Origin of the sequence: Methylorubrum rhodesianum, assembly GCF_014199985.1 — a bacterium.
GTDB lineage: Bacteria > Pseudomonadota > Alphaproteobacteria > Rhizobiales > Beijerinckiaceae > Methylobacterium > Methylobacterium rhodesianum.
The window spans coordinates 128,826-149,864 of the sequence record NZ_JACHOS010000004.1 but is presented as its reverse complement, the minus strand read 5'-3'; the positions used below and the strand labels follow the sequence as shown (position 1 = coordinate 149,864).

At 71.1% G+C, this 21,039-nt stretch carries 21 protein-coding genes; 11 read left to right on the top strand and 10 right to left on the bottom strand.

Annotated elements, in window-relative coordinates; genetic code table 11:
• The first annotated feature begins 87 nt into the window (after nt 1-87).
• The 9 genes from HNR01_RS07335 to HNR01_RS07295 all read left to right on the top strand — a co-directional run bounded on the left by HNR01_RS07335 (nt 88) and on the right by HNR01_RS07295 (nt 8,496).
• Complete coding sequence (locus tag HNR01_RS07335) at nt 88-372, top strand: copper-binding protein (RefSeq protein ID WP_012454462.1); 285 nt, start codon at nt 88-90, stop codon at nt 370-372.
• Between the two features lie 71 nt (nt 373-443).
• Nucleotides 444-1,154 (top strand): copper-binding protein, encoded by a 711-nt coding sequence (locus HNR01_RS07330; protein WP_012454463.1) that lies wholly within the window; start codon nt 444-446, stop codon nt 1,152-1,154.
• Between the two features lie 103 nt (nt 1,155-1,257).
• Nucleotides 1,258-1,896 (top strand): c-type cytochrome, encoded by a 639-nt coding sequence (locus HNR01_RS07325; RefSeq protein ID WP_009864849.1) that lies wholly within the window; start codon nt 1,258-1,260, stop codon nt 1,894-1,896.
• A 95-nt stretch (nt 1,897-1,991) separates the two neighbouring features.
• Nucleotides 1,992-3,077 carry a glycosyltransferase gene (locus tag HNR01_RS07320; protein ID WP_012454464.1) on the top strand — a complete coding sequence of 362 codons (1,086 nt, stop codon included), beginning with the start codon at nt 1,992-1,994 and terminating at the stop codon, nt 3,075-3,077.
• Between the two features lie 58 nt (nt 3,078-3,135).
• On the top strand, nt 3,136-3,516 hold the full coding sequence (locus tag HNR01_RS07315; protein ID WP_009862577.1) for a hypothetical protein: 381 nt from the start codon (nt 3,136-3,138) through the stop codon (nt 3,514-3,516).
• Nucleotides 3,517-3,641: 125 nt separating this feature from the next.
• Nucleotides 3,642-4,166, top strand: coding sequence for a uracil-DNA glycosylase family protein (locus HNR01_RS07310; protein WP_012454465.1), 525 nt, complete (start codon nt 3,642-3,644; stop codon nt 4,164-4,166).
• A 567-nt stretch (nt 4,167-4,733) separates the two neighbouring features.
• Entirely contained in the window at nt 4,734-5,906 is a 1,173-nt protein-coding gene (locus HNR01_RS07305) for an SIR2 family protein (RefSeq protein ID WP_238231521.1), read from the top strand.
• A complete protein-coding gene (locus HNR01_RS07300; RefSeq protein ID WP_012454467.1) occupies nt 5,906-6,436 on the top strand; it encodes a hypothetical protein in 531 nt (176 codons plus the stop codon). The genes HNR01_RS07305 and HNR01_RS07300 overlap by 1 nt, the downstream gene beginning before the upstream one ends.
• Entirely contained in the window at nt 6,433-8,496 is a 2,064-nt protein-coding gene (locus HNR01_RS07295) for an AAA family ATPase (RefSeq protein ID WP_096485554.1), read from the top strand. The genes HNR01_RS07300 and HNR01_RS07295 overlap by 4 nt, the downstream gene beginning before the upstream one ends.
• Nucleotides 8,497-8,775: 279 nt before the next feature.
• On the opposite strand, the gene HNR01_RS07290 is transcribed toward HNR01_RS07295, so the two are convergent.
• The 7 genes from HNR01_RS07290 to HNR01_RS07260 form a co-directional block, all read right to left on the bottom strand.
• Entirely contained in the window at nt 8,776-9,753 is a 978-nt protein-coding gene (locus HNR01_RS07290; RefSeq protein ID WP_012454469.1) for a 3'-5' exonuclease, read from the bottom strand.
• A 119-nt stretch (nt 9,754-9,872) separates the two neighbouring features.
• Nucleotides 9,873-10,859: a metallophosphoesterase family protein gene (locus tag HNR01_RS07285; protein ID WP_012454470.1), complete on the bottom strand. Its 987-nt coding sequence runs from the start codon at nt 10,857-10,859 to the stop codon at nt 9,873-9,875.
• Between the two features lie 71 nt (nt 10,860-10,930).
• A complete protein-coding gene (locus HNR01_RS27525) occupies nt 10,931-12,718 on the bottom strand; it encodes an AAA family ATPase (RefSeq protein ID WP_238231523.1) in 1,788 nt (595 codons plus the stop codon).
• A 35-nt stretch (nt 12,719-12,753) separates the two neighbouring features.
• The gene (locus tag HNR01_RS07275; RefSeq protein WP_009861606.1) at nt 12,754-13,041 is read right to left on the bottom strand and encodes a hypothetical protein; all 288 of its coding nucleotides are present in this window, start codon (nt 13,039-13,041) and stop codon (nt 12,754-12,756) included.
• 43 nt (nt 13,042-13,084) lie between these two features.
• Complete coding sequence (locus tag HNR01_RS07270; RefSeq protein ID WP_012454472.1) at nt 13,085-13,858, bottom strand: metallophosphoesterase; 774 nt, start codon at nt 13,856-13,858, stop codon at nt 13,085-13,087.
• A 75-nt stretch (nt 13,859-13,933) separates the two neighbouring features.
• Nucleotides 13,934-14,404, bottom strand: a complete 471-nt coding sequence (locus tag HNR01_RS07265; protein WP_012454473.1) for a hypothetical protein — start codon at nt 14,402-14,404, stop codon at nt 13,934-13,936.
• 45 nt (nt 14,405-14,449) lie between these two features.
• Complete coding sequence (locus HNR01_RS07260) at nt 14,450-15,523, bottom strand: hypothetical protein (RefSeq protein WP_012454474.1); 1,074 nt, start codon at nt 15,521-15,523, stop codon at nt 14,450-14,452.
• Here HNR01_RS07260 and HNR01_RS07255 point away from each other — a divergent pair.
• Nucleotides 15,522-15,980: a helix-turn-helix domain-containing protein gene (locus HNR01_RS07255; RefSeq protein WP_081435397.1), complete on the top strand. Its 459-nt coding sequence runs from the start codon at nt 15,522-15,524 to the stop codon at nt 15,978-15,980. The two genes, HNR01_RS07260 and HNR01_RS07255, sit on opposite strands and share 2 nt — an antisense overlap.
• A 338-nt stretch (nt 15,981-16,318) precedes the next feature.
• On the opposite strand, the gene HNR01_RS07250 is transcribed toward HNR01_RS07255, so the two are convergent.
• Together HNR01_RS07250 and HNR01_RS07245 are read right to left on the bottom strand one after the other, a co-directional pair.
• Nucleotides 16,319-17,839: a sensor domain-containing diguanylate cyclase gene (locus HNR01_RS07250; RefSeq protein ID WP_012454476.1), complete on the bottom strand. Its 1,521-nt coding sequence runs from the start codon at nt 17,837-17,839 to the stop codon at nt 16,319-16,321.
• Nucleotides 17,840-18,025: 186 nt separating this feature from the next.
• Complete coding sequence (locus HNR01_RS07245; RefSeq protein ID WP_066918771.1) at nt 18,026-19,144, bottom strand: acyltransferase family protein; 1,119 nt, start codon at nt 19,142-19,144, stop codon at nt 18,026-18,028.
• Nucleotides 19,145-19,697: 553 nt separating this feature from the next.
• Here HNR01_RS07245 and HNR01_RS07240 point away from each other — a divergent pair.
• Nucleotides 19,698-19,937, top strand: a complete 240-nt coding sequence (locus tag HNR01_RS07240; protein WP_066918773.1) for a hypothetical protein — start codon at nt 19,698-19,700, stop codon at nt 19,935-19,937.
• Between the two features lie 237 nt (nt 19,938-20,174).
• On the opposite strand, the gene HNR01_RS07235 is transcribed toward HNR01_RS07240, so the two are convergent.
• Nucleotides 20,175-20,999 (bottom strand): MBL fold metallo-hydrolase, encoded by an 825-nt coding sequence (locus tag HNR01_RS07235; protein WP_238231524.1) that lies wholly within the window; start codon nt 20,997-20,999, stop codon nt 20,175-20,177.
• Between the last annotated feature and the right edge of the window lie 40 nt (nt 21,000-21,039).

Sequence of the window (21,039 nt, the reverse complement as noted above, 5' to 3'; positions counted from 1 at the left end):
CCTAGTCCGCCCGAAAGCCGCTGCGCGGGCGCCATCGCCCCTCAACAAGTGCCCGTGCAGCGGCACAACGACCATCAGGAGAATACGATGAGGAAGGTACCTCCCTTCGCCCTCGCCGCGCTGCTGGCTCTGGCGAGCCCGGCCTGGGCTCAATCGGTCAAGGCCACGGTCACGAAGGTCGACCCGGCCGCCGGCAAGGTCACGCTGGACCACGAGCGCATTCCGAAGCTCGACATGGACGCCATGACCATGGCCTACAAGGTCAAGGACCCGGCGATGCTCAAGGACCTGAAGTCCGGGGACAAGGTCGAGTTCGACGTCGACGAGGCCGGCGGCCAGTACACCGTCACCCAGATCCAAAAAGCCAAGTAGCGCCTCGAACGGGCCCGCCGCGCGGGCACGCCCGATCACGCGCGGCGGCCCCATGCCGCGGAGGAAATCACATGCGACGTCTATTGCTGTCGGCCGCCATGAGCGTGGCGCTTGCGAACCCGCTCTCGGGCGGGGCCTGGGCCCAACCCGCCAAGGGTGCCCCGGCCGCTCTGGAGCGCGTGCGCGAGGTCATGGCGGACCGGTTCAAGAACCTCAAGCTGACCGGGGACCCGGATCGGGACTTCGCCGAGCTCCTGATCGCGAGCTACGAGCAGTCCCTCTTCCTCGCCAAGGCGCAGCTCGATTACGGCGGCGACCGGCAGCTGCGCGAGACCGCGCAGAAGATCCAGGACGAGCAGCAGCAGAAGATCGACGCCCTCAAGGAATGGCAGGTCCGGAGCCGGCAGTCGGACTACCGGCCGCAGCCGAACCAGACGCCGTCCGGCGAGGGTCCGCTGGACCGCAAGGCGCAGGCGGGCGGCTCGACCCAGCCCGCGTCGCCGTCGCCCGCGCCGGCGTCCCCCGCCAAGCCTGCCGCGGCCCAGCCCCCTGCCAACACGCCCCTGGTGAGCGGGACCGTCCAGAAGGTCGACGAGGCCGCCGGCAAGGTCACGCTGGACCACGAGCGCATCCCGAACATCGACATGGACGCCATGACGATGGCCTACCGGGTTGCCGACCCTGCCATCCTCAAGGGGGTGAAGGCCGGGGACCGGGTCCGGTTCTCCGCCGACCGGGTGAACGGGCAGCTTGCCATCACGCGCATCCAGAAGGCGCGGTGAGAAGACGGATCCGACGAGAGCGCTCATCCCAGTTCGTCCGACGGCCCCCCCGCACCTGACGCGTGGGCGGCCCGTCTCTGAACCGGTCACTCAGGACACATCCATGCAAACCGCCAAGATCGCCTTCCTCACGTTGCTCTCGGCCGGCATCCTGGCGACGGTCGCCGCCGCGGCCGTGATCTACGCTGGCGTCTTCAACGTCGCCGCGACGGAGCCGCACTGGGCCCTGACCTCGTGGGTGTTGGAGACGGCACGGGTGCGCTCGATCCGAGCCCACGCGGCCGGCCTGCTGCCGCCGGCGGGCTACGACGAACAAGCCAAGCTGGTGCCGGCCGTCGGGCACTTCGCCGAGCATTGCGCCACGTGCCATGGCGGACCGGGCACCAAGCGCAACGAGGTCGCGGAGGGCATGTATCCTGAGCCGCCGAATCTCAAGGAGGCCGCGAAGCGCTACAGTGCGGGCGAGCTGTTCTGGATCCTGAAGAACGGGATCAAGATGAGCGGCATGCCGTCGATGGCGAGCGACGGGGACGAGATGCTTTGGGCGACGGTCGCGCTGCTGCGGAAGCTGCCGGAGATGACCGACGACGAGTACAACGACCTGTGGATGCAGGCACAGGCAGGCGACGCTCATGCCGGAATGAACCACGGCGCCGCCGGGACGGACGGCACGAAGGCAGCGGAGAACCCCTCCAGCACAGCGCAGCCGGACGGCGGCGCGCGCCACAAGCACAACCATTAGCGGGAGCCGTACGACGCCGGCGCCGAGGCAGGGTACTTCCTGTGAATGCTCCACCTGCTTCCGACAGGCCGAGACCTGTTCCGCGTAGAATTCTGATGTACGTGCACGCCCTCGCAGGCGGCGGAGCAGAACGCGTGTGGGCAATCCTCGCCACTGAATTCTGCAAGTTCGGACATGAAGTAGTTGTGGCCGTTGATTACGAGGCCCGGGAAAACATGGCTCATTTGAGCCCCGATGCTCGGCTTGTCGTGTTAGGAGGCGGACATCTACGCTCAACGGCGCGCCTTGCCGGGCTGATACGTCGCGAGCGGCCGGACGTCACGATCTCCGCGCTGGCCTCCTCAAACCTCAAGCACACGGTGGCAGCGGTCCTGGCCGGCCGCTTGCGCCGGAGCGTCATCACGTACCATGGCTATACGGCGAACGAGCGTGGGCTTCTCAGCCGCATCGGCTACCTCGCCACGCCGCTTCTCACCCGGATGGCCGCTCGTACAATCGCCGTCTCGGACGGGCTTGCCCGATACCTGCAGGAGAGGCTTGCGGCCAATCCGAGCCGCTTGAGCCGGATCTACAATCCGGTCCTCTCTGATCGCGTGGCGGAGAAGGCACCCAACCGGACCGTGCCGGTCATCCTTTCCGTGGGTCGCCTGGACCATGCGAAGGATCATCAGACCCTCCTGCGCGCCTTCGCCAAGGTACGACAACCGAGCGCGCGCTTGGTGATCCTCGGCGAGGGGGTCGAGTATGCGCGTCTCGAAGCCGAGATCGACCGCCTCGGCCTGTCCGGCCGGGTCGAGCTTCGCGGCTACGTCATGGAACCCTGGCCGGCCTTTGCGGAGGCGAGTTGTCTCGTTCTGTCCTCACGCGTCGAGGCCTTCGGTCTTGCCGTGGTTGAGGCCCTAGCCCACGGCATGCCGGTCGTCGCGACGGATTGCGACGGGCCGCGCGAGATCCTGCTCGACCCGGCGCTTGGGGTTATCGTTCCGGTCGGCGACGCCACGAAGATGGCCGAGGCTATCGAAGCCGTCTTGGAAGATCCGGGCGACGCTGAGAGACGCCGGCGGCGCGCGGCTGACTTCTCCCCGCGGCGCGCGGCCACGGCCTACGACGCCTTGTTCGAGGCAGTTGTGGAACGGGATAGCAGTCTTCGCCCCTCCCTGTTCGGGCGACATGGAACCTAGAAAACCGCGCCGAAGACGCGTTTACCACCGATTTCTGGCTTGTTACGAGGAAAGCACGATGAAGCTCTTCGCGATTCCGTTGGTTCTTGCCCTCAGCCTCGCATCCGGTTCTGCCCTCGCCCATGGCGAGGCACCCAAGGCCGCGCACGGCGGCCTCGTGCAGGAGGCCCAGGAGCTCTGGCTGGAACTCGTGGTGAAGGACACCGACGTGACCGTCTACGTCCTGGACGAGATGCGCAAGCCCGTTCCGGCGTCCCAGGTCTCGGGCACCGCAACGGTGCTCGTCGGCGGCAAGAGCTACAAGGTCGACCTCAGCCCGGCCGGCTCCAACAGCGTGCAGGGCAAGCTTCCCGTCGCGGCGAGTGGCCAGGTCGTGGCAACGGTTTCGCTCAAGGTCGGCGGCAAGGCCGCCACCGCGCGGTTCACGAACAAGGCTTGAGCGGCCGGGATCACGAAGCCGCCGCAGGTGCGGTAACGGTCGGCGAAGCGGCTAGCTGTCAGGCAGGCCGGTCGCCGGTCGTCCCAGGAAGCCCCGGCCCGGCCTGCGGTCGCGAGCCTGCCGACATGACACCGGCCGCCTTCATCGATGCCCTGGCGGCGCTTCGCTTCCGTGACGCGTTCAACCCCTACGCCGTGGTCTGTCCGGATCACGACGGGGCCGACGCCCCGCAGATCCGGAGGGAGAACCTGCGGCTCGTTCCGGAGGCGGCCCTCGCGGGAGGCGTCGATCCGATCTGGATAGCGCGCGACCTCGGGTATCGCGGCGGGCGGCGCACTGGCCTGGCGCTCACGGACGAGGCTCACCTCCCCGCCCATGCCGGCCTCCATGGGCAGTTGCCGCTCTCACGGGCCGCCCGGGGGCCGGCGGTGGCCGAGCGCACCGCGACGGTGACCTGGCAGGTCCTCCGGCACCTGCGGCGCCCGGTCTTCCTCTGGAATGTCTTCCCGCTCCACCCGCACGCCTCCGGCGGCCCGCTTCCCAATCGCTGCCACAGCCGGTCTCGAACGGCAGGCTTCCCCCCACCTCCTCGAATGGCTGGTCTCGGAACCGCGCCCTCGCACCATGGTCGCTATCACGAGGGACGCTGAGGCGGCCCTGGCGGATTTGGGCATGACGGCCGAGCGGGTCCGCCACCCCAGCTACGGTGGCTAGGGCGAGTTCATCGCCCTGATGGGAGAGTTGTACGGCTTGCCCGCCAAGGTCCAGCGCGAGGTGCAGCCGACGCTGCCTTGAGGGCGGGACAGCCGCCGGGCCTTGCCCAGAGAAGCCATGCGGGCCCGCGCCTCGGACCTGTCTCGCCAGACCCATCAGCCGCCCCGGCCCGGAACAGGCGGCCTGAAACCTTGTCGCCGAGACGACAGCGCGCAACCTACGCCGGCGCGACTTTCTGGGCCGACGGTTCGATGCGCGTGCGGCGTGGGCGAGAGAAGCTGGGTCGCCTTACTTTGCCTTGAGTGTGATCTCGGTCTACGCCACCGTAAAGGTTCGCGAGGCAAGGGAGGAACGGGTTGGACGCGGCGGTTCGTGCGCGATTGCTCGCCTCCATGGAAGCGGGGCGCCTCGTCATACTCTGCGGTGCCGGATTGTCGATGGCGCCGCCGAGCTCCCTACCGTCGGCATGGTCCGTGGCCACCAGTTGCTACGACCGGTATGTCATGAGCATCGACCCCGCGTGCCCGCCGGGGTTGCGCGGCGACCTGGAAGCCTTGGCGGAGATCTTCGCGAGGGACGACACCCTCGGCTCGGTCTTCATCGAGGCCCTCGTTCCCTGGGAGAGTTTCGTCAGGCCGCCGAACGCCGGCCACGCGGCGGTGGCGGACTTCCTGATCACGCGCATGGCTGCCGGCGCCGTATCGGCGAACTACGACAACCTGATCGAGCGCCGCGCACAGGATTACGGGTTCGACCTCGCCGCCTCGCTCGACGGCGACGAGGCCACCGTGCGGGCCCGCATGCACGCGCCCTTGCTCAAGTTCCATGGCTGCTCGGTGCGCGAGCGGCGCGCCACCGTCTGGACGGCGTCGCAGCTCACCGAGGACGGCGTGATCGCCGCGCGCATCGCCAAGACCAAGACCTGGATGGCGGCGAACCTGCGCGAGAAGGACCTGCTCGTCGTCGGCTTCTGGTCGGACTGGTCCTACCTCAATGCCGTTCTCGCCGAGGCGATGACGGGCGTCGCGCCGCTGTCGGTGACCCTGGTCGACCTCGCGGGCGAGGACGTCCTGCAGGCCAAGGCCCCCGAGCTCTGGACGTTGGCCAATTCGGCGAACGTCCGCTTCGCGCATGTCAGGCGCTCGGGGGCCGAGGTCCTCGACGAACTCCGCCGGGCGTTCTCCCGGGCTTACCTCCGCAAGGTGCTGCACGCCGGACGCGCCGCGGTGGAGAGGGAGACGGGGGCGGCGTGCGAATCGGCCTGGCTCGATCCCCCCGATCTGGGCAGCGAGGACCTCTACGGCCTTCGTCGGGACGCCGAAGGCGTGCCGGCCACCGCCGCCGCGACCTTGCGGAACCCCGGCCCTTCCGAAGTCTTGGGCTACGCGCACCTGTTGCTGCGCCGTGCCGGCGCCGTCCAGACCTCCGTCGGCTATGATCTCGCCGGCCGCCGGGTCAGGGTCGTGAACGGTTCGGGTACGCTGCTCCAGACGACGCAGGACCGGTTCAGGGAGACACCGTTCGAGGTCGCCGACGTCGTGGTCTGCGCCGGCGCCGTCGACGTCGGCCTGCCGGTGAACCTCGTGCGGGAGGGGCGCCCGGGCGACATCATCCGGCCGGGCGCTTCGGCGGCGTGGCTCGACCTTCCCGCGGCACGCCAGGAGCTCGGTGTGTGATGGACATCGCGACCCAATCCGAGGTGCTGCTCCGCTCGGCCGGCTACGAGACTTGGACCTGGCCGGGCGGCAGCGTGCCGGTCGTCTGCTTCGAGAATGCGTCCGTCGCCGGCTTCCTGCACGTCTTCGGGAGCGGCGAGAGCCTGCTCGCCGACTGGCGGCAGGTCCAGCAGGCCACGCTCGGCCGACATGCGGCCTCGCTGCGGTCCGCGGGCGCCAAGGCCTGGAACGTCTACGCCTTGTTCCTGGCCGGCGGTGCCGAACCCGGCCTCGCGCGGCAGATCGAGCGGATCGAGGAGAACTTCTCCATGACCCGCAAGATCGCGCGCGGCGACCTGCGCACGGCGGCCGACCTGCGAAGGACGTTGTTGCCCCTCCTGCCGGTTCTCAGCGCGCCCGTGATCGGCGGCGCCGACTACCGCGCCCGTCTGCGGTCGCGGTTGAGCGACGTTCCGGACGCCGCGGTGGCCGCCTTCCTGGGCGCCGCGAGCGCTTCCGACGTGGCGCGCATCCTGGTGGATGCGCCATGAGGCTCGACTACCTCGAACTGTGCGGCTTCCGGGGCTTCCGGGAGCGCCAACGCGTGGATTTCGGCCCCGGCTTTACCGTCATCTGCGGACGCAACGGCGTCGGGAAGAGCACGCTGTGCGACGCGGTCGAGTTCGCGCTCACGGGCCAGATCGACAAGTACCTCGTCGACAAGGCGGCCAGGGAGAGCCTCGACGACTATGTCTGGTGGCGCGGCGAGGGGCAGCCGGAGGCGCACTTCGTCACGGTGGGGTTCCGTGCCGATGACGGGAGCGGCTTTGCCGTGACGCGCTCGCGCGAGACCGGCGCCGACCGGGACGCGGCCCGCATCGAGGCACTGCTCTGCGTCCCGGGCGCGAAGCCCGAGCGGGCGCTGCAGCAGGTCTGCAGGACCTCCATCATCCGCGACGAATGGATCGCGGCGCTCAGCCTCGACCTGACGGAAACGCAGCGCTTCGAGCTCGTGCGGGCGGCGCTGGGCGCCATCGAAGGCCCGGATTACGCCGCCAAGGCGCGCGAGGTCATGTCCTCCGCCGAGGGCGCGCACAATACGGCCGCGCACGCCTACGAGGAGGCGCGCGCGCGCCTGACGGCGGCGTTGACCGATCTGGAGGAGACCCGGGACGTCGCCCTGCAGGCCGGCGACATCGCCGCCGCCCTGTCCAGCCTGGACGGACTGACGCCGGCCGGCGGCCAGGACTTGGGCAGCCGGGTCGCGGCGGCGCGGCAGGCGCTGGCCCGCCGCCGGCTGAGCCTCGGCGAGATGGGTGGGGTCGCGGACGAGGTTCGCGCGGTGACCGCGCTGCGCGACACGGTCGCCGGCCCCGATTTCCGCGCGGGCCGGGACGCGGCGGCGGTGGCGGCGGCCGAGGCCGAGGCCGCGGTCCGGGCGGCCCGCCACGCGCTGGAGGCTGCCGAGGCGCGCCTTCACAAGGAGCAGGAGACCGACGCGCTCGCCGCGTCGCTGGCCATCCTGGTCGACCATGGCAGCCGGGTCGGGCTTCATGACGACCGCTGCCCGCTCTGTCGCGCGCCGCAAGGCGCCTCCGAATTCGAGACGGGGCTCGCGGCTGCGCGCGAGCGGCTCGCCGCCCGGCGCTCGGGGGTGCCGGAGGCGCGCGCCGAACTCGCGGCGGCCCGGACCCGGCACGAGGCCGCGGCCGAGATCCTGCGGGAGACCGAGGCGGCGGTCCTCCGGTTCGCGTCCGCCGAGGCCGAGCTGTCGGCCCGCGAAGAGGCGCTGTCGGCCGAGCTCGTGCGACGCTCGCTGGACGGGAAGCTCGCGCACGACGCCGGCGCCCTCGACGCGGCCGTGCAGGCCGAACGGAGCCGGTTGATCGACCTGGAGCGGAGCATCCTCACCTTGGAAGCCTCGCAGGCGGTGGAACGCGTGACGGACCTAGAAGCGCATCTCGAAGCGCTCCGGGTGGAAGCCGACGCCGCGGCGGACCGGCTCGCGCGGGCCCGCGCGGCCGTGACCGCCGCCCGGACGCTGGACCGTACCGTCCGCAGGACGAATGCCGAGATCATCGACGAGCGCCTCGCGGTCATCAGCCCGCTGCTGAACGAGCTGTATCAACGGCTCCGCCCGCACTCCGAGTGGCGCACCATCGATTACGGCATACGCGGCGACGTGAAGCGCTTCCTGAGCTTGAGGGTCGGCAACGGGCTGAACCCGCAATTCGTGTTCAGCAGCGGGCAGAGGCGTGCGGCCGGCCTGGCCTTCCTCCTCTCCGTTCACCTGTCCCGACCGTGGTGCACCTGGCGGACGCTCATGCTCGACGACCCGGTCCAGCACATCGACGATTTCCGGGCCCTGCACCTCGTCGAGGTGCTCTCAGCCCTGCAGCGATCGGGGCGGCAGATCGTCTGTGCCGTCGAGGATCCGTCGCTGGCTGAGTTGCTGTGCCGGCGCCTGATCAGCGAGCCCACGTCGCCCGGCCGGCGTCACGACCTGGATCTGGTTTCCGGGGGCGGGGCCTCGATCACCCGCTCGACGGATATCGCACCGGCAATGGCCGGCGTGCTCGGGAGGACCAGGGACCTGAGTGCGGCCGGCTGAAACGGCGCGGGTATCCGCCGGCGTCGCGGCCCATCCGGCCGGGGCAAGTGTCCCACCCGCGATAGACGCGCCCGTACCCTCGACGACGGAAGGCTGCGCGCGTGCGACGGCCGTGCTCGCCGCGACCCATCGGCGATGGGGACGTCCGTCGGGACAGGCCGGCGGTGCCAGCGCTCCCCACGGCGGCGGCCCGGTCCCAGTCGTTGGCCCCGCCGACCAAGCCCTCGTCGCCGGCGAGCCCGTCCCGGTCGTGCGCGGGAGCGTCCAGGCCGGCCGACCTCAGCCCGCCACGGCGGGCCAAGCCTGCGGCGGCCGGGAGACGAAGGCGGACCGGGATTCGGTCGCCCGCCGCCATGCGTCCACGAAGGCACCGAGGTGCGGGCGCGCCGCCCGTTCGGACTCCAGGTACCGGATCAGGCCGTCGATGGCAGCGTCGTGGGCCTCCGGGCCGGTCCTTCCGGTGAGGTGCGCCCAGCGCAGGTACAGCACGAAGAGGTTCAGGCAGTCGGTCTCGCAATAGGCCCGCACGCGCCCGATCTCGCCGCGGGCGATCATGGCGGCGACCTGCGAGCCGTGCTCGCCCAGCTTCCCGGGCAGGGCCAGGAGCCCGGCGGCCTCCTCCAGGGTCAGCCGCGCGCAGGCCCCGAACTCGGCCAGGACCTCCATCAGGTCCGCGTGCCAGTCTACGGCGTAGCGGTGGCCGTAGCCGTCCCACTTGGTCCCCCTCCTGTACCAGGAGGGCACCGCGATACCGTGCATCAACGAGCGCAGCAGGAGCGTGGGGAGGTCGAAGCTGCGGCCGTTCCAGGTGACGACCCTGTAGCGGCCGGCCGCGAAGAACTTCCAGAAGGCCCGCAGCAGGCGCTCCTCATCCCATCCAGGCTCGCCCCCGCTCCGGCACGACCGGATCTGGTATGCCTCGGTTCCGGTCGCCGCGTCGCGGGCGATGGCTGCCTCGACGAAGGAGACCGCGACCACCTTGTGCCAGGCCGCCTTCGGAAATTTCTCGGACGGCCAATCCGACGGAACCTGCTCCTCGTCGGGCACCGTCTCGATATCGAGGACGAGCAACGCCTGGTGGAGGCCGGCCGGCTCCGCGACGCCGGTCCGCGCCTCCGGCCGGTCCGGACGGTGTCTCTGAGGCGCCGCGGGGGCGTGGCCGTCGAGCAACGTCGCGCCCGCGGCGAGGCGGGCCGCGCCGCCCGGCGCCTGGAGTCCGGGGCGCGCGGTCACGTTCGCGATGGCGTTGAGGGACATGTCGAGACCTTTCCGGGTTCGCGCCGCGGCGGGCTGCGGGAGGCGGGGCTCAAAGGGGCTTCCCGTGGTCCGCGGCAGCCCTCGCAGGCTCGCTGGGCGGAAAACGGAGGGGAGAGGGTTCAGACGCAGACGACGAGCGCCGGGTCGAAAGCCCGGTTGCCCTGCCTCCGCCATGGATTGGCCAGCACCCGGGTCCTTCCGATGTGATAGTCCGCCGCCGCCGGCACGCGGCCGTGGACCCAGAGCGCCGGCGCGCCCCATGCCCGGAGGACGTCCTCCAGGTCGGACGCGAAGGTCGTGGCCTCCCACTCCTCGCACTGCCACTCCGGCCAGCCCGGATGCAGCGAACGCGCCGACGGCGCGTGGTGGGTCAGGACCACGGCCCGGTCGCCGGGACGCACCCCGGCGGCCAGCGATGATGGCGGGACCGAGATGCCGTTGGACTGGATAACGACGCTCGTGAGGAAGTCCTCGATGTAGGCGCGTGACCGGGCATGGGCACCGGCCGCGTCGTACGGGCCCCAGGTCCGGTCGCGCTCCGCCAAAATGTTGTCGCCGCCCCGCCACATGTTGCGCGCGCGCGCCCGCGCGCCGCCGGCGTATGCCGCACCGCCGAGCGCCCAGTCGGTCCAGAGCGTCGCCCCCACAACGTGGACGGCAGCCCCCCGCCCGTCGTCGAGCCGGACGGCCTCATCCATCAGCACGGTGATCCCGAGTTCACGCCCCCTCTCGCGCCCGAGCCGCAGGGTCTCGTGCGGAGGCAAGCCGCCGCGGTACTCGCTGATCCCCGGCACCAGCACCACGGGTCGGCCGGCCCTCCGGTCGCCGAGCGCCCCGGCGAGCCACTCGACCGCGGCCACCAGCCCCTCGGAGATCCCGCCGGCGACCAGCAGGGCGTCATGGTCCGGAAGCGGATCCGGCAGGGCGAACGCGCCGTCGCGGACGGCGAGGTCGGACATGATCCAGAGCCGCATCCCCTCCGACCGGGCGGGAAGCAGGGGGGTCCGCGCGTTGGAGGCCGCGGTCGCGTCCAGGCTGCGGCGGGCGCGCCCGGGCCGGAAGACCGGGGGCAGGACATACGGTTCGGGCAGGATGCGGCCTGACAATGTCCGGGGTTCTCCGTCGCGAAGCGGCGGGCAGGGGCGCCGGCCGCGCTGTGGGGTGGGGCGAGTGGCGGTCAGTGCCTGACGGCCGCCTGCTCCCGGTGGCGCAGCAAGACGTCCAGCATCCGGCGGAGGCGGCGCACCGAACCGCCCCGCCACGCCCTGCGGAGGACCCTCACCTCCTCGCCCGTCAGCCCCTGGACCCAGCGCGGGTCGGTCCCGCGCTCGGCCGCGGCCTGGGCGAGCAGGGCGGGGAGCAGCGCCTCAAGATGCTCGGGACCTGGATGCGGGAACTCGATCCGCCTCAGCCTGTCGAGCAGGGGCGCCGGCAAGTTCCAGTCCACGTTCGCCGTCGCCACCACGGAGACCCAGGAGAGGTCGAGCTCCGCCTGCACGCAGGGGTCGGGGAACCGTGCGGCGGTCTCGGGCTCTAGGAAGGAAATCATGCCATCCCAGAGCCGTCCGTAGTCGCTGCGGGTCGGTGCCTTGTCCACCTCGTCCACCAGGACGAGGGGGTTGGCTTGCAGGAACCGGTTCACCGCCATGAACGGTCGCGCCGGCTCGGCGGAGTACCACCGCCGCTCCGTGCCGCCGAAGCTCGCCCCGGCGTCGTTCGAGCCGTCGACCCGGAAGACCCCGGTCCCGAGCTCCTCGCCCAACCGGCGGACGAAGCGCGACTTCCCGCTGCCGGGCGGGCCCACGATGAGGAGGTGGCCGAGGCGGACGAACGGCTTGCCCACCAGATCGCATAGGACGAAATCGACGGCCCCGCCCGCCTGGGGGAACTCGTAGAGCAGCCGGCGCCGGACGCGCACGAGATCGGGCGTCGGGACCAACGGGAGGGGCTTGGCGATGGACTTCTCGTACCCCTTGGTCACGTCGCGGCCCTTGCCGGAGCCGGTGGCGCCGATGGCCGGACAGACCAGGACGTGTCCCTCGGGCACGCCCGCGTCGGGCTCGTCCGCCGGCGCGGGCGCGGCGCTCCCGGGCATCTCGGCGGTCTTGCGCGCGGCGGCCAGCTCGGCGCGCCTGCGCTCGGCGGCGCGGGCGCGCCGCTCGACGGGTCCGAGCGCCGCCTCGCCGAACCGGAGCGCCGCGCTCCCGATCCCCTCAGTCCCGTAGTAGCGCTCGGTCTCGCCGACGGCGAGCGCGGACAGGCCGAGCGCCAGGGCGCGGGCCTGCACCCGCAGGTCCGCGATGGCCGCGTCGATGGCCTCGACCCACGCCCGGCGCAGAACCTCGGCCCGGGCGTCCTCGGGCATGGGCAAGGGCAGGAGTCCGTGCCGGCCCGCCTCGGCCGAGACGAAGTTGTCGTCGTCGTCGTCGAACTCTTCCGCCATGTCGAGGAGCCGGAGGATCGCCGCGCTCTCGTCGATGCGCGGCAGCTCCCGCCATATCGAGGCGGCCAAGCGCGCCGCGGCCGACCGGTCGGCGGGCGAGGCGGTCAACACGAGGACCGCGTCCGCGATCTCCCGGACCGTGACGGAGTCGTGGGCGGCCGCGAACCCGTCGAGGAGGCCGACGAGCGTGCGGGCCTCCGAGGGATGGACCTCTGACGGCCGCTCATCGCGGCCGTCAGAGCGCAACCTCAGGACGCGCCTGAGCAGGGCCCTGGGGCCCCGCGGCGCCGTCCCGGCGGCCATCTCCGGAAGGTCGTCGTGGATGTCCCGCGCCGGTCCTTGCGCGATCCAGGCCAGGACCGCCTCGCCGAGGCCGGCGTCGACGGCCCCCGCGTCGCGCGCCAGCATCACCGGCACCCGACCGTACAAGCCGTCGGGATCTAGGCCCGCACGCAGGATGCGCGGCAGGTGGCGCAGGACGATCCTGCGCGCGAGGCTCGGGGGTACGACAGGACCGGTCAAAGGAAATTCGTCCTCCATCTTCGTGGTCCGACGCGTCAGGCTTCGCCGCGCTGGCCGAGGCGCAGCCAGCCCTCCTCCGTCAGCGCCCATCTGAGGTTCGGGTCGAGCGCCCACATCCGGCCCGTGAGCACGGCGCTCCCGTCGATCACGCCGACGATGGCGGGAAGCGGCTGCGAGGCGGGCACCCAGCCCTCGACGAGGGGGGCCCACGCGAGCTCCCTGCGGATCGGCGACGCCCCCGCGACGACCCGCTCCAGGCGGCCGAGCAGCGTGCGCAGGGCGGCGACCTGCTCGTGCAGGTCGGCCGGAAGGTAGGCGGTCATCCAAGTCCCCCGTTTGCCGCGACGCCCGATGCGGGAGGCGTCCTCACGCGCCGACCTCCACCACGAGATCCGCGCGGAAGGCCGGGTTCTCGGAGCCGTACCCGCGGGGGTTGCAGATCACCCGTGTGGCGGCGTGCACGTAGTCGAGGCTGGCGTGGACGTGACCGTGAACCCAGAGGGCGGGGCGCCGGTCCTCGATCATCGGCCCGAGATCGGAGACGAAGGCCGGGTTCAGCGGGTCGCCGGCGAAGACCGGCGCGACGGAGGCCGGTGCCGGGCCGTGGTGCGTGACCACCACCTGGGGCAACCCGCCGGGGGTCTCCCGGAGGACGGCGTCCAGGAAGGCGCGCGAGGCCTCGTGCAGGCCGAGCGCCTCCTCCGGGCGGAAGGGCCGCCGCGCGTGGCCCCAGCGGATGCGCCGGTGGTCGTTGAGGCCACGGCCGGCGGCGTCCATCGCCGCCCGCCGCCGTTCAAGGCCATCGAGCGCATAGTCGGTCCAGAGGGTGGCCCCGCAGAACCGGACGCCGCCGAGCGCGACCGCCTCGTCCTCCAACAGGTGAATGCCGGCGGCTTGCGCGGCGGCACGGCCCAGCGCGAGTTCCTCGCCGTGGATGCGGCGGTAAAACTCGTGGTTGCCGGCGACCATCACGACCGGCATGTGGCGTCCGAGCGCTTCGGCCGCCCAGTCCACCGCGGCGCCCAGCCCCTCGCAGACGTCGCCCGCGACGACCACCACGTCGGCTTCGGGGATACGGGCCGGGTTCCACGGTGGCCCTCCCACTCCTTGGTGGAGGTCCGACAGGATCCAGATGCGCATGGGTGCCGTCCTTGGGCGATTGGGATGCGGGGCAGGAATTCTCGGCCGGCGCCGGGGCGAACCGGTCCCGGTCGGTCACGGCCGCGGCGCCGGCGGGACGCGCGGCACCCAGGCCGCCCACCGCGCGGCGAGTTCGACCAGGTGACGCTCGTCCGGACGTCGGCGCGCCAATCGCCTCAGCGCGCTTGCGAGGACGACCGGGGCGGTTCGATCACCGCACAAGGCACGCAGCAGCAGGGCGCTCGCGACGGTGTCGGCCGCCGGTCCGCTCACCCCTTCCAGGCGCAGGACCGTGAGCGCGATGCGCGTGGTCGCGACCGGATCGCCCCGGAGCGCGGCGTCCCAGCGTCGCCGGGCGCAAGGGGGTTCGACCGCGCGCAACACCATGAGGAGCGAGCGCGCCGTCGCGGGACCGAGGGACTGCGGCGGCACGACCCGCCACAGCCTGAGCATCGGGGGCGCGCGCCTCAGCGCGGCGTTGGCGGCGGGCGGGCACGCGGGAGCGGCCGGGCAGGCGTCGCGGCGCCCGGAAGCGGGTCGGGACATGTCAGGCTATCTCCATGGCGTCGGGATGGGCGGGAGGGCGCGCGCTCACTGGAGCCCCGCCGCCGGCGTCGCCTCTGCCGGTGTCCCCAGGCGATAGAGGCGCGACAGCGTCCGCGCCCAAGTTCTTCCGTCCGTGGCGAAGACGTCCGAGGTGAGGGTGGGGCGCCCGGAAGCGATGGTCGGGTGGCCGAAGGAGACGCCGGCAAGCACCCGCGTCCGGCCGCTCAGAAAACTCCAGGATTCCATGAGCGGCGCCCGCGCCATCTCCTCCGGAGCCGGTCCGCCTTGCTCCAGCGCCTCCAGCGCGTCGGCGAGGTCGCGCAGCCGGTCGCAGAGCCGCCGCTCGTCGGGGGTGACGGGCATCTCGGGATCGAGGCCGAGCGCGCGGGCGAACCGCCCGCTGTCGAGGGAAGCGACGAAGGGATCCTGGGCGGCCACCTCGATGGCGGCGAGAAGGAGCATGCCCTGGCGCACCGTTCCGGCCAGCGGATGGCCCGCCGCGACGGCGTGCGTCTCGGATCGCGTCGGCGCGGGCAGGGCCACGGGCAGGAACCGGCAGCCGTCACCGGCGCCGGCGCGGCGGAGGAGGGGGCGCATCGTCTGTTCGAAGCGCGTGGCGTCCGGGCCTCCTCCGGCCCGTCCGGCCCCGAGCAGCCAGACCGGGGCGGCGGATCCGGGCTCCGGCCCCACGCCGGAAGCCTGATCCGCCGCCGCCCGTCCCGAGATCACCTGTTCCCCGCACTGGCCGAGGGCGAAGGCTGCGAGGCGCTCCTCCATGGCGCCCGGACCGACAACGACCACCGACAAGGCCGCCGCCTCGCGCAAGCTGCGGTAGGGGAGCCAGGAGAGCGGAAGGTCCAGGACGACGTCCCGCGCCGTCGCCTGCGCCTGCCTGATCAGATCCTCCGGATCGTCGAAGGTGACGAGGTCGCCGGGTTCGGCCTCGACGACGCACAGGGCCTCTGGCATCGTCTCCGGGATCCGGGCAAGGCCCTGTCCCCGCTCGGTGATCCTCAGCAACGTGGCGGGCCGTGCGGCGGTGGTCAGGGCGTGGGCCGCCGCGAGGGCGGCATGGGTCGCGGCCGAACGGCCATCGGCCCCGTAGAAGGCGTAGAGCATGGAGCAGTCCCATCCCGAGAGAGCGGAGCGGGCCACGGATGCCGGCGATGGAGTGGGACCACGCGCGGACGGGCGAGCTCAAGCAACGAGATGGAACTATACCACGGGTGTAATATTTTATCACGAGCAAAGCAAGCCGCCGCTCGACTTATCCTCAGCCAACGTCGAAGCGCTGGAGCCCGGCGCCCCCCTTCCGGGCGTTGTGTGCCAAGCGGCTCGCGAGTTGCTCGGCCTGACGCAGCTTGAGTTCTCGAAACTCTCGGACGTGAGCAAGAAAACGATAAATGATTTCGAGAACCAGAAGGTGGAGCCCCGAAGCCGCGTGGTCCGCGCCTTACGCGAAGCCCTGGAGAACCGTGGGGCGCGCTTCTACCGAAGTGGCGAAGCGATTGGCGTTCTGGTCAGCAGGCCGCACGTGAAGCGCGATGACGCGGAGGATGGCACCGGGCGAGGCTAAACAGCTTGGTTCCGCGAAGAGATCTTGCCTCTACATGTGGGTACGTTTCTACCGGCATCGGCTTGCGGTGGTCGAGCAACAGGGCTGGACGTCACGGGATCGCTCGCATCCAGCCGTTGCCCACGGTTCCCCAGGGAAGCGGGTGTCAACCGTCGGACCTGGAGAACCAGGCTCGGCGCCCTGGCAAGACCATCGCTTCCAAGATGCGGCCTCGCCCCGCTCAAGCCAGCCCCCCGCTATTGCGGGCGCCTGAGGTCGAGAACGACCCACCCGAGGATCGCTGCCGTGAGGGTTGCGATCACGGGCATCGCGACGCCATCGTGCCCCGGCCGAGCGTCTCAGGCGCCGACCAGACGAAACTGCGGCTCGCCGGCTGACCTGCCCGTTAGGCGCGATGCGCAGCGGGTCTGGTTCCGGCCGCATGCCTTGGCTTCGTAGAGGGCGGCATCGGCCAAGCCGTAGAGGTCGGCGTCGGTTATCCCGGTCGCCAGCCCGATGCTGACCGTGACGGCGCCTGGCGCGATGCCGGCCGAGGCGATTGCCAGTCCCGACACCTGGGCGTGCACCCTCTCGGCGACGCGCCGCGCGCCCGCAGCGTCGGTGTTCGGCAAGAGCAGCACGAACTCCTCGCCGCCGACCCGACAGGCGAGGTCGCCGGGCCGGGGCACGGCAGCCTTGAGGCAGCCGGCCAAGCCCTTGAGCACCTCGTCACCCACAGCGTGGCCGTAACGGTCGTTGTAGCGCTTGAAATGGTCGGCATCGACGACGAGCAGCGACAGCGGGTTGCCCGTGCGTCGGGCGTCCTCGCAAGCCCGGGCGAGGACCTGCTCGAACCGGCGGCGGTTCGCAAGGCCGGTCAGCGCGTCGGTGCGCGAGAGGCGGGCCATCTCGGCGTGCATCTCCGCGCGGCGGCGGAGCTCGCGGCCGAACAGCAGCGACAGCGTGACCGTCAGCCCGCACAGCACGAGTACGACGGCGGCGATACCGAGCGCCTTCGTCCGCCATGCGGCCTCGACCTCGGCGGTGGCGACGGCGACGTTGAGGACGAGGGGTAGGTCGCCGACCCGCGTGAAGGCGTAATGGCGCTCGACGCCGTCCCGGACCGAGGTGCCGACGAAGGCGCCGCCGCCCTCGCGCACGAACCGGTCGAAGTTCCGGGTGCCGGCGATGTTCACGCCGATGTCGGCCTCGACGTAGGGATGGCGCACGACGCGCGTGCCGTCCTGCATGTAGAGGTTGATCGCACCCTCATGACCGAGGCTGATCCGGTCGAACAGCCGGGTGAAGTACGATAGCTTGAGCGTACCAAGCGCAACGCCGCCGAACGAGCCATCGGGGTTGGCGATGCGGCGGCTGAACGGCAGCATGCGCTCCCCGGTCAGGCGCGAGATCAGCGGTCGGCCGATATGGAGGCCGACGTCCGAGCGCGCCTTGTGGACCTGGAAGTAGTCGCGGTCGGCGTAATTGCCCTTGCGCGGAGGGACGGCGCCCGCATCGGCCGCGACGTCACCGTCGGCGTCGATGACCAGCATGACCCCGAGGTCCTTGGCGGTGGCGGCCCGGTCGAACAGGATGAGTTGGCGCAGCTTGGGGCCGGCCCCCGCCGCCTCGGGCGCACGCAGGTTCTCGACCGCCGCCTGCAGGGACAGGTCGATGAGCTCGACGTTGCGGGCAATGTCACGCTCGATGACCTGCAGTAGGTTCTTCGAGGTTTGCTCGGCCTTGTCCCAGGCGTCACGGCGCACCTCCAGCAGCAGGAGCCCTGACGTGACCAGCATGCCGACGGGCGCCAGCACGCTGAGCGCGACCCAGTTGCGGCCGGACCGGAGGATGCGCGGGAGGCGCCGAGGCAGGATCATCGCGCGGCGTTCCCCGGCTGCGTTGTCGTCGCTTCGATCCTGACACGCCGAGACCTAACGGGTCTTTGCGAGTGCGGAAGGGTTGTCCGGCCCGCCCACGCCTGACGGACGGGCTCGCCGAGGCAATCGGCCGCGCGAGCCTCGACCTGCTCGTCACCGACGAGACGCCCCCCCCCGGGTCCTGCGCTAACCGCGAGCCTGACGTTCGATCACCCGGCTGCCGGTCAGCGGCGTCGTGAGCGCTGCCTCACCGCTCCTTGTACCCGTGAGATGAAGAACGCGGGGACGGCGAAATAGGAAGCCGAGCCAGGTGCCGCGGATGAGCCGCTCGAAGAGAAGAGGCAGTACGACGGCGACGCTCATCACGGCGAGCGAGGCCAATCCGACATCCTCGATCACGCCCGTCTTCACGATCAGGCTGCGCCAGGCGGCCATTGGCAGGAAGAAGGCAAGATAGATCACGATGGAGCGCTTCCCGCAGGTACGCAGCGCCCCCGTCACGACGCCTCCCGCTTCGGCCAGCAAGCTGGCAAGTGCGACAATCGCCAGCGCGCCCGCGAATCCGGCCGCGAGACCCACCCCCGGCAGGCTCGCGAGGGTCGGGTGGTCCGGGATGCCCGACGGCGTGAAGGCGAGCCAGCCCTCGGCCAACGCCCAGGCCCCAAGGCTTGCAAGCGCCAGCCGCCGGTAGCGCCGCACGGCATCGGAGAAGGCAAAGATCTGGTCGGCCAGGAGGTAGCCGCCGACGAAGTAGACGTAGCGGGCGCAGAACTCCTCAACGAGGAAGGAGGAGGTTTGGACCGGCATGATCTGCAACAGCGCGGCGGTCCCGAGAAGCGCCGGGCCAGGCAAAGGCCGCAGCAACTTCGTCACGATCGAGAACACGGCGAGGAGATAGATGAACCACAGCGTTGAGTAGGGCTCGACGAGGGCGAGGGCAAGGTGAGCTAGGAAGGCCGGGATGCCCCCATCCCCGGCGACGGTCTCGTACTTCAACGCCGACTGAAGCAGCAGCCAGAGCAGGTAGAAGTAGGCGAAGTGGATTATGCGCCGGTCGGCGAAGCGGCGCCAGTCACGGTCCAGCACCCGTCCGACGAACAGACCCGAGAGCAGGAAGAAGTCCGGGATCCGGAACGGCTTGGCGAAGGCGACGACCGGGTGCAGGAAGCCCTCCCCACCCATCGCCTCGCCGGTGCCGAGGGTCGAGTGCATCATCACCACGAGCAAGATGCAGATGCCCTTTGCCACGTCGACCCAGGCGTATCGGAGCTCCTCCTCCGCTTGAGTTCTCGCCCGCCCGCCCACGATCCGTCCCCGTATCCCAGCCCGGGGCCGAGTTTCGCCGGAGCCGGTTAAGCGAGCGGCAGCACCGGCGCGCGACCGTCCATGATGGACAACGGAACTTGAACGAAGCCGCGGCCGCGGTACCAGCGCACGTTCGCCGATGCGCCGACCAGCCCCCCCGGACGAACTGCCCTGCGTCCCGTGGCGCGTTGCGAAGCCGCGTCGAACCCGTTCCGGCGCGCTCCAGCGGTGTCCACGGCTTGCGCCCGAGGCCGCCCGGAGGCGGCACAACTTCAACCGATAAGGGCCGGGAAAGCGCAGCCGGGGTTGCCGCCGGCGCCCGGCGTGGTGTCATCGCACCGCTCTCCCGCGCCACCGTCACCAGGCCGGTCGGGCAAACGCGCGCTCGGCCACCGGGACATCGTACCTCGCTCCGGCACGCTCAACGTCTCACGCCATACGGTCGCCCGCCACGGACGGCCGTCAATCCCAGATCCCGCGCAACCGTACTTTCTACGGTGTGTGCCGGCCTCGCTGCGTTCCATATAGGCCGCTCGCGGAGTGGGGGCTGACGTTGGGCGAAGACCGGCCGGACGAGTATCACGTCTACCTGAGACACGACGACGTCATCTATTTCCTGGCGGCGGACGGGACGTTCGTGTCGGACCTCGAAGGCGGTCGCGCTTTCGAGAGGATCGAGGACGCGTTCGAGGTGATCAACGCCATGACGGATGGGCGCGATCTCCCGAGGGAGCATGAACCCGGAGTGGTTCGGAACGCGCACCGCTTCTACGGGCCACGCGCCCGAGGCTGAGGGCAGGCGAACCCGCACGCAGCAGGGAGGGGGAGACCTGACCGGCATTTGGACCGGGCGGACCGAGGCTACCGCGTGGCGGCGGTTCTGGGTGGCCGACAGGCGACATCCGGGAAGCACATGGGTGCGGGCAGGAGGTCGTCCAAGGACGAGGGCGCCGAGCCCGTACCAGCGGCCCGCCACGTGTCGCACGCTGAGCGCCCCCCGGGCCGAGACATCGTCAGCGCAGGCCGATCCTCAAGCAGGCGACCCGCCTGAAGCGCAGGCTGAACTGCCTGAGCAGTCTGTACGGCAGCAGGACCGTGTTGCCCGCCGGGCGCCGGACAAAGGCCCCGGGCAGACCGACCTGCGCTGTCGCCACCATGCGGTCGCCGATCCTAACACATAAGCACGGCGCAACAGCCCCTTCTGGCGCCTCATCAACAGGAAGAAGCGCTCGGTGGATGTGCCGCCGTGGACGCGGCTGCTATAATAAGGCCAGAGCGTGCGCGCGCTGCCGCCCGGGAAGTCCGCCCGCGCCGAGCCGCTGTCGGGCATGAACAAGGTGTCGTGGATGAAGGCGGCGTCGCCGACCCGGTAGGCGACGGAGGCCAGGGTGTGGCCCGGCGTGAACAGCACCTCGACGTCCAGGTTGCCGATCCGGAAGCGCTCGCCGTCGGCGAAGAGGCGATCCCACTGCGAGCCGTCCGCCGGGAAAGTCTCGGGCAGGTTGTAGAGCCCCTTCCAGAGCTTCTGCACCTCGACGACCTTCTCGCCGATGGCGGTCGGCGCGCCCGTCCTGTCGTGCAGGTAGCCGGCCGCCGAGAAGTGGTCGGCGTGCGGGTGCGTGTCGAGGATCCACTGCAGCCTGTAGCCCGCGCGCGCGATATGGGCGAGCAGGGCATCGGCCGAGCGGGTGGCGGTCGCCCCCGACTTCGGATCGAAGTCGTGCACCGGGTCGACGATGGCGCAGTGTTTCGTCTCCGCATCGGCGACGACGTACTGCACGCTGCCCGTGCGCTGCTCGTAGAAGCCCGTCACGAGCGGGCGTCCGTGCAGGGACGTTGCGGTCAGGTCTGACATGCATTCCTCCGGTTCGGGATGAACGGCTTCGGGGCTCTGG